The organism is Methylobacterium sp. D48H (assembly GCF_053345715.1).
The window spans coordinates 20,837-28,711 of the sequence record NZ_JBKFAP010000039.1 but is presented as its reverse complement, the minus strand read 5'-3'; the positions used below and the strand labels follow the sequence as shown (position 1 = coordinate 28,711).

The 7,875-nt window shown below is 61.4% G+C and carries 6 protein-coding genes and 1 pseudogene; 3 read left to right on the top strand and 4 right to left on the bottom strand.

The window, feature by feature from the left end:
* Nucleotides 1–124: 124 nt before the first annotated feature.
* Entirely contained in the window at nt 125–1,360 is a 1,236-nt protein-coding gene (locus ACLBX8_RS29740; RefSeq protein WP_447716260.1) for a type II toxin-antitoxin system HipA family toxin, read from the bottom strand.
* Between the two features lie 690 nt (nt 1,361–2,050).
* On the opposite strand from ACLBX8_RS29740, the gene ACLBX8_RS29735 reads away from it, so the two are divergent.
* Nucleotides 2,051–2,941, top strand: coding sequence for a hypothetical protein (locus ACLBX8_RS29735; RefSeq protein WP_042675632.1), 891 nt, complete (start codon nt 2,051–2,053; stop codon nt 2,939–2,941).
* 107 nt (nt 2,942–3,048) lie between these two features.
* On the opposite strand, the gene ACLBX8_RS29730 is transcribed toward ACLBX8_RS29735, so the two are convergent.
* Nucleotides 3,049–3,441: a hypothetical protein gene (locus tag ACLBX8_RS29730; protein ID WP_447700903.1), complete on the bottom strand. Its 393-nt coding sequence runs from the start codon at nt 3,439–3,441 to the stop codon at nt 3,049–3,051.
* A 68-nt stretch (nt 3,442–3,509) separates the two neighbouring features.
* Here ACLBX8_RS29730 and ACLBX8_RS29725 point away from each other — a divergent pair, with 68 nt between their 5' ends.
* Nucleotides 3,510–5,234 carry an AAA family ATPase gene (locus ACLBX8_RS29725; RefSeq protein ID WP_447716259.1) on the top strand — a complete coding sequence of 575 codons (1,725 nt, stop codon included), beginning with the start codon at nt 3,510–3,512 and terminating at the stop codon, nt 5,232–5,234.
* 117 nt (nt 5,235–5,351) lie between these two features.
* Nucleotides 5,352–5,882: pseudogene (locus ACLBX8_RS29720) on the top strand (IS5 family transposase); the annotation flags it as partial.
* A gap of 159 nt (nt 5,883–6,041) precedes the next feature.
* Here the strand turns inward: ACLBX8_RS29720 and ACLBX8_RS29715 are convergent.
* Nucleotides 6,042–6,884 (bottom strand): glycosyltransferase family 2 protein, encoded by an 843-nt coding sequence (locus ACLBX8_RS29715; protein ID WP_447700905.1) that lies wholly within the window; start codon nt 6,882–6,884, stop codon nt 6,042–6,044.
* A gap of 27 nt (nt 6,885–6,911) precedes the next feature.
* Nucleotides 6,912–7,715, bottom strand: a complete 804-nt coding sequence (locus tag ACLBX8_RS29710) for a class I SAM-dependent methyltransferase (RefSeq protein WP_447700906.1) — start codon at nt 7,713–7,715, stop codon at nt 6,912–6,914.
* Between the last annotated feature and the right edge of the window lie 160 nt (nt 7,716–7,875).

Here is a 7,875-nt window from a genome sequence, read left to right as displayed (position 1 = left end):
ACGCCGGACAGGATCTCGCCGTGCACCGGTGGGGCGGTCGGATCGGATGACATAGCCTTACCCATAGGCCAACGCCTATGCCTTCGTGAGCTATGCCGCCTGTCCGGTCAAAACGGGGTGCGGTTCACCTGGGTAGCGAGCGGAAGCATGCCAAGAGTATTTCTCGATCCCGTCGCGACACGCCTCGGGCGTCGAAAAAAGCTGGGATGCGCGAGGTGGCTTCATGAACCTCATCGAGAATGGAACTGGCTTCGGCAGCGGAGAGGCCAAATTTTGTGTAGGCCGCGAATGCGGTGCACGGGTTGCATTCCCGGCTGATACCGGGAGCCGGGGCGCAGACATGCTTGGTGCCCGACGGATGCGGGACAACATCAAACACCGGTGAAAGATTCCAGCCGGTCCCATCGTTGATGAAAGCGTGGTTGCGCAAATGATCGTCTGTGTTGCGGAGATAGGTATTGACCAGGAGCCTACGAAAAATCTCGCGTTCCGGCGCGTGCACACCGATACGGCGCGCGGCTGCCGCGATGTCCAAATAGGTCTTGCTTGTCGCATAACCATAAGCGGGCTCGCCCAGCAAAGTGCCGGCGCTGAGGTAAGACAAACACGCTCCAGCCGAGGATCGGTCAAAACGTGATACCAAGAGAACCGGCCTGTCGTTTACGACACGAATCTCCCGCTCCGGGACTCGCAGGCCTGCTGCCTCGGCGAAATCGAGGCAAACCGCTTCAGCCCTGGGATTGTCGAACCTGTCGTCCCACGCGGAAAATTTGGCTATCCATTCTTTTTCTGAAATCCTCACACGCGTCTTCGGTCGAGCTCCCCCAACATCCGAGCTGTGGATGAGTAGCTGCGCGAGTTGGCGCGCCGACGCTTCGCCATCCTCGTACTTCTCTGCTGCGATGAGCGCACCTTCAAGATCATCCTCGCTTTGAGCGTGCTCAAGCGCTGCTTCCATCCTGGGCGTCCACCTCTCGGGAGCCTCTGGCGTTGAGCCGAAGGCCAGATCGCCAGTGCGCGACAGGCCACCCAGAGCCAGAAACTCCGGCATGCCGAGTTCCAGTTCTGGGAATACCTGTGTCAGGATTCCTTTGCCCCAGCCGTCGGGGCCTGCATCGTGAAAGGCCAGATGGACCTCTCCCACAGTCACAGGCCGCCACTTGTTTGCGAGCGGCAGGCCGATGGGGTCAATCGGCCTGCGTCCTTCCGAAGCTAGATAGTCGGAGCTATAGGCAAAACGACCGAGCCGCCGTGAGGAGCTACCTTCGAAGACCAAAAGGCCGATGGGCACATAGCCGCTCGGCCTTGACCGGAACACGTACATTTCCTCGATGCGGTTGTACTTAGAGGTTCGCCACATACCCGCTCACGATGATCCCGCGGCGATCCAGCATGGCATCCGCTGTGTCTCTGATGTGATCACACAGGCAAATGTCGCCACGTTGATCTGTGCGGATCGGTGAGATCAGCGCACTGAGCAAGAATCTGCTGGCGACAACCGGCCACCCGGCCATCAGGCGATCATGGGATGTGATGCGCTCACCCGCAACAACAAAAAGGGCGCCAGGCTTCCGTTAACGATCGCGACAGGAAGGACTTCCTCAAGCTCATATTGCCGCATCTGCGGCCTTCTCAAAGGTGCCGATCCACGCCAAGTTCGTACCTGGCAGACCACACGCACACGCCGCGCCGCTCTTTAGCAGAGAGCGGCCGGCACCGGTGTTAGCAGCACCGAGTGCCGGCCTGACCACGATCCGTATCGTCAAAGGATACCGACCATGGCTGAGACCTTCCCTACCGGCGTTATCACGCCGACGAAACTGTCCCGATGCATGAAATCCGGGCAGTCCCACTCCCCGTCCCGGGAACCCGCCTGATCGCCTGAAGGTGCGCTGGCACGCGATACGCCGTGCCTCAGCGTCCCCTCGCTATCCCGCAATCCTGACGCCCTCGTTACCGCAGGCCTAAGGCTGCGAAAAACGAGCCCGTTCGCCGCCCCGCCATTCGGTGAAGGGCGCGCGGGTTGGCGTCGCCTGGACGGAAACCATCCATGACCATCGTCGTCCCCCACCCCGCCGCCCAGCGCGGCGGCCGACAGCGGCTATCTGCACGTGGGCAGCCTGGATCCGCGCCGACCAGCCGAATCACCGTCCCGCTCGGGAGCGCCGCGGCCCTCGGCTGCGGCCACGTCCAGCCCGCGATCCCGCAGATCTGCGCACCCGAACTGATGGCCGCGGCCCAGGCCGCGCTCGACGGCGCGTTCCGGGCGACCTTCGTGCCCGATCCCCTGCTCGGACCAGGCTTGTCGCAGCTCGGATCCGTGCTGGCCTCCATGGTCAAGAGGCACGGGTCCCTCATTGAGGCGACGATTACGGACGTCCTGGAGCGAAGCGGGCGCTACCTCGTGCTGCGCAACGTCGCGATGCCGATCACCGTTCCGACCCAGGAACTCGTCCGCGCCAGCAGCGTCGCCCAGCTCAATCAGACCTCGATCGAACTCGCGGGCGCCGTCGCGCAGTCGGTATTCCTCGACCTAATCGTGGTCGACCGGAAAGAGAGTCGAGCCATCATCGCCGAGGTCAAGAGAGGCTCCGGAAAAAATGAGGCTAGGAAAATACACCAAGTCGAATGGGTGCTGCGGTGCGCGCAGGTCCAGGGCCGCTCGTTTCTAGCTTCACTCGGCTATGAGGTCGCGCAAATCCGCGCGGTGCTGATCGACGTCTATGGACGGGCCGGGTACGGCGATGACCTTACGGTGAGCGGACCGGCCATAGATCAGCTGTTCGCGACCCCGGTCTTGGCCGCGCTCGAGACTGTCACGGCGGCGCTTCAAGCCCGATTGCGCGCGGCTGTGCCGGACCTTCTGACGATGGCGTTGGCGAGCCTCGCCGGTCCTGAGAACGTCAAACACCTGCACCCGCCCGGGCCGCTCGCACCCTGACCGCACCACGCTGGCATCAGGTCGCGGCCGCGACCTGATGCGTCCATCTCGCTCTCCATCAATCCCGCACCGTGCGCCTGCGCGCCGTCGCGCTCTCCAGGTCTGTCTCAATGACACTCGCTCGTGACCCCGATGCCCATCTCTCCGGCACAACTGACGCGGCCAAACTCTCGCTGCCGCTTTCCTGGTGGCGCGTCCTCGCCCCTGAGGCGCTCGATATGGCGGCGCAGTGCCGCCTGTCCGCTGCCCTGAATGCCACGCAGCCCCTGCCGTCCCCCGACTGGTCCGCTGCTTGCCGGGGCGATCCGGCGGCTGCGATCCATATCGCCCTCAACGTCCTCGCCGAGGCCATCGCCTTTCCTGGGCGCCTCGATCCGGCGATGTCGGCGATCTGCCTCTGCGCCGTACGAGGTGACGCCTCCTGCATCGATCTGCTCGTGCACGTACTCGGGCGGCGCGCTCGACGCCGGGCTGATCTCGAGGTGCTCTGCCTCGCCCATGCTTGGTGCTCCGTTCCGCGCCGCGGTTCCGACCGCGCCGGCGTCGCCCACTGAAGGGGAGGAAGCCGATGGCATTCTCTTCGACCCCGCCTGCCCTGCAGATCGACTCCGAGGCGGCACGTCGCCTGCTCGAACCGATGCTTCCGCGCCGCCTGCGCGCCTGCCTCACTCAAGATCTGCGTGTGGCTTCTGCTTGCTCCGAGCTCGCCCTCGAGATCACCACCCTCGCCCCCGATGCCGAGGCGCTGGTCTCCGCCTGGATCGGGGCGGCCACTTCGGAAGGCGGCTTGTGGCGTGACCGTCGATGGATAGCCCGACGATCCGCTCTGATCCGGTTCCTCGACGTGTGGGCCGTGGAGCACGATCAGCCGGTGGCGCGGGCGTTGGCCGATGTCGCGACGCTGTTGTCCTGCGCCGGCGATGATCGCAGAGCTGCAGCGCGCTTGGCCCAGCCCCTGTGGCTGGAACGCGAAGCGGTTCTCGACCTCCGCAAAGGGTTTGCAGCGCTGGCCGAGGCGCAGACGCGCCTCACTATCGGACGCGTCGCCGAACAGGGTGCCGATTCGGACATCATCGGGGCGACCGATCTCGCTGTCGCGCTGCAGGCAGCTTGGCACGACGCGCTCACGGACGCGCTTCTGACGTTCTCCGAGAAGACGAGCAGCGCCATCGCCGCTGCTGCCACCTTGGCCTGTGGCGCCGATGATGCCTTCGCCAGCGACGTGGCACTCGTCCACGCGCTTGTGCCCGTTGGGGAGGTCTTGACACGACCCGTCGCAGACGGCGCGGCGACGCGGGAGCGGCGCAGATGGAAGAAGATCGAGGCTCAGCTCGTCAAGAAGAGCGAGGCGCGCCGGCGGGAGAAGGTGGCAATCGTCGACACCACGCCACAGCTGCCGGATGCCGATGCCCCACCCGCGGAAGTGCCCAAAGGCCACGTCCTCGTCGTTCCGGCGATCCAAGAGACCGGGAGTGATCGCGGCAAATCCATCGCCCGCGGCTATGAGCACATCATCGGCAAGCCGCTCCCGCTGGTCGCCGTGCCGGATCTCGCGGATGTGCGCGCTCGGTTGGTATTCGAGTTTCCTTACGCGCAGACCATGATCGACCGACTTCTGGCCGATCTGATCGGACATGAGCACGCCACGCTCCGGCCGACTCTGCTGATCGGCCCGCCGGGAGCCGGCAAGAGTCGCATCGTCGCGAGGATCGCCCATCATCTCGGATTGGGGCTGTGGCGGGTCGATGCTACGCGGGACGCGGGCGCATCGCTCGGTGGCCTTGATCGCCGCTGGGCAACATCGGAGCCAGCGCATCCGATCATGGCGGTGGCTCGATCTGGCACCGCCAATCCGCTGATGCTGATCGACGAGTTGGAGAAGGCCGCAACGCGTGCAGATCACGGTAGGCTCTGGGATGCCTTGCTTCCGATGCTCGAACCGGAGACCGCCCGGGCCTACCAAGATCCTTGTTTTCAGACCGAGGTTGATATCAGCCGAGTGTCCTGGTTGGCCACGGCCAACGGGGTGGGCAACATTCCTGGTCCGTTGCTCGACCGCTTGCGTGTCTTGGAGATGGCGGCGCCAAGCCAAGCAGATCTTGAGGCGCTGCTCGGACCGGTCCTGGAGGGTATCGCTGCCAATCGCGGGCTCGATCCTGCCTTTGAAGCGCTTCTGGATGGGGAAGCGGTCGCGCTGCTTCGTCGATCCTGGCGCGGGGGATCGGTGAGGCGGTTGACCCGATTGGTCGAGGCATTCGTAACGGCGCGCGAAACTCTTGCGGTTCGGCATTAGGGAGTGAACCGAGCCAGGGTATTGTAGGGTTTGGCAGTTTGTGATTCCAGGCGGCCGTTTGCAGCCTGGAGGTGGCGATGGCGAACCTGTTCTGACTCTCGGACGAGCAGTAAGGCGATGACCGAGCCGTTCATGCCCAGGGGCCAGCCCGGCCGCGGGCGGAAGGACGACCGGCAGATCATCTCGGGCATCCTGCACGTCCCGACGTCGGGCGCCGCTGGTGCGACTGCCCGGCCGCGTATGACCCGCGCACCACGGTCTACAACCGCTTCAATGGCTGGTCGCGGCGCGGCTTATGGAAGGCAATGCTCTCCGCGCTGGCCGAGGCCGGGTGGGCCGGCAACGCAGGCACTCTCGACAGCTGTTTCGCCCGGGCTCACCGGTCTGTCCATGGAGGGAAAGGGGGCGAGGGCGCAGGTCATCGGCTCGTCGCGCGGCGGCCAGACGACCGAGATCCACGCTCTCAGCGATGTCCTCGGCCGGCCCAACGTCCTCCCGCTGACGCCGGGCAACGCCAGCGACATCACAACCGCCCCAGTATTGCTGGTCGAGGCGCCGGGCCGGATCCGCCGCCCGAGCGCCGACAAGGGCTACGACGTCGATTGGCTGGCCACCGATCTGCGCAGGAACGGCATCATGCCCGTCCTTCGCCACCTTGAAGAAGAGCGATGAGCCGGCGCGCCGATCTCCGAAAAACAGAGATGCGCGACGCCGAGACTATACGGTAGGCAACAGGGGGCACAACGAGAATCAAGTCGGCCATTGAGCACTTCTGTGAGGCGTGCGTTGTGTCTGGCCTTAGCGAACCTAGAAGGTGCCAGAGAAACGGCTCGGTATACGCCAGATGTCTGGCGCAGCGATCCAATCCTTCTTTTCGATTTGATCTGCAAAGACACGTTTCGTATCTTCGAAATGTTTCTCTCCCCGTCGCATCTCTAGGACGCGGCGAGGCAGACTCGCAACCTCGTTTTGAATGTGATTTATGAACTTGTCCGGTGGTATTGAATGATGTGATGCTTCAATGCTAGTTGGTGTAGCAGCGTTTCGCTTCTTCTGTCGTTCGTACAAAATCCCATTGTCGCAATGGGCGATATGGAATAAGAAAAGGTCGGCGAAATTTGGTCGATGATTGCCGACGATGCAATGAAATCCGTGCATCCAATCAGTTCGTCCAGCGATCAGCGTGGGCTTGCACAATGCAGAAAGAGGCCGAGCAAAGCAACGCTGATGAGAAATTGGCGCCTTGAAATCAATGGCACTCTCTTCAGCGACATGGAGCACATCGACACCAAACATGGTCACGACGTGGGGCAGATTATGATCCGCAGCGTATGAGCCCAAATTCGACGATATGGCTGGATCTGGGACAACGAGCTCGTCGGCATCTGTAAAGAGAACGCGCTTATAGCCGATGAATAAGGAGGCGCAGAAGTCGCATACCGTTTGCGCCCGCGCACTCTCATCCATCGGAGTGCGTGGGAGCCTTATTAGACTCGCGTCTATGTTTTCAGTTGAGCCATCGTCGGAACCGTGATCAATGACATAGCAGTGCTCAAGCCCAATCTGCCGTTTGTAGTGCTCTAGCCAGACCGGAAGCAGCGCTTTTTCATTGTACGTCATCGTGACGACAGCGAGTGGCTGTTTCTCCACAGAGATCTCCCGATGCGTGCAGTTTGCTTAAGCATTGCGTCTGCGGGTTGCTATGATAGACGGGCGTTTTGCCAGCGTGGATCCTGCTATGTCGTCATTATGAATCGCGTATGCTTCAGCGAATGAAACATCGAATCCAAGATTGTCGAAAATTTTGATATAGAGGCCGCGCGATAAGTGCCACCAAACATAAAATACATTTGGGTCGTCCAAGTTCGTGATTGGATGGATGACGAGTTCATCAAGCGGTAGCACGTCCGTGAAGGGAATCAGTACGGCTTCCTTGGCAAGCCGGGCCCAGGCTCCAATTGAATAAACCGGATCCGAGAGATGTTCGACTATTGCACCCGCCATCACCACGTCGAATGTCTGTTCCGGCCATTCGTAGAGTTCTGCGATTGGTGCATATACGCACTTAGCCTTGCTATTGAACTTATGCCAAGCATACCACCAAGAATTTTTGATCGGTATAAGGTTTTCTCTTTCCCATATGGCTCGTGATTGTTTTATGTCGCGGTAAGAGAGGGTGCTGGCGAACGGCATGTGCCGGAATTCAACGGTCGAGGCAGCATCCAAGCCGGTGACTTGAGCGCCGTGTTTCTCTGCATTGAAAGCCAAAAAACCAGACGCTGTGCCGACATCCAGCACGGTCTTGCCTTGTAAATTATAGCTGCCAATGTATTGAAGGAAGTCATCGATCTGCCAACTGCCTTGAACGGCTTCGCCATCCGGAAATTGCATCGAGTGGTACCAATAGCATCGGCTATTTAATGCGTCGTGCCATGGCGCTTCGAAGCGCGGTTCAATTATTACACTGACCTCTGCACTCATCCGCTTCCTGCCTATCTTAGGTTGAACGGGGCGTCGGTCATACACCGCCACCAGCGGAATGTCTCCCTATTTTTCGAGCTGGCGCAACGTTGGTCTAAGCATACCTCTATCGTGGCGAGAGATTTTTGTGAGAAGTACTCCCACATGATGCCGTCCGCCT

Excerpts from the sequence above, each read along its gene's own strand:
- ACLBX8_RS29735 (WP_042675632.1), top strand. The coding sequence starts at position 2,051 with ATGACCATCGTCGTCCCCCACCCCGCCGCCCAGCGCGGCGGCCGACAG.
- ACLBX8_RS29725 (WP_447716259.1), top strand. The coding sequence starts at position 3,510 with ATGGCATTCTCTTCGACCCCGCCTGCCCTGCAGATCGACTCCGAGGCG.
- ACLBX8_RS29740 (WP_447716260.1), bottom strand. The coding sequence starts at position 1,360 with ATGTGGCGAACCTCTAAGTACAACCGCATCGAGGAAATGTACGTGTTC.
- ACLBX8_RS29730 (WP_447700903.1), bottom strand. The coding sequence starts at position 3,441 with ATGGGCGAGGCAGAGCACCTCGAGATCAGCCCGGCGTCGAGCGCGCCG.
- ACLBX8_RS29710 (WP_447700906.1), bottom strand. The coding sequence starts at position 7,715 with ATGAGTGCAGAGGTCAGTGTAATAATTGAACCGCGCTTCGAAGCGCCA.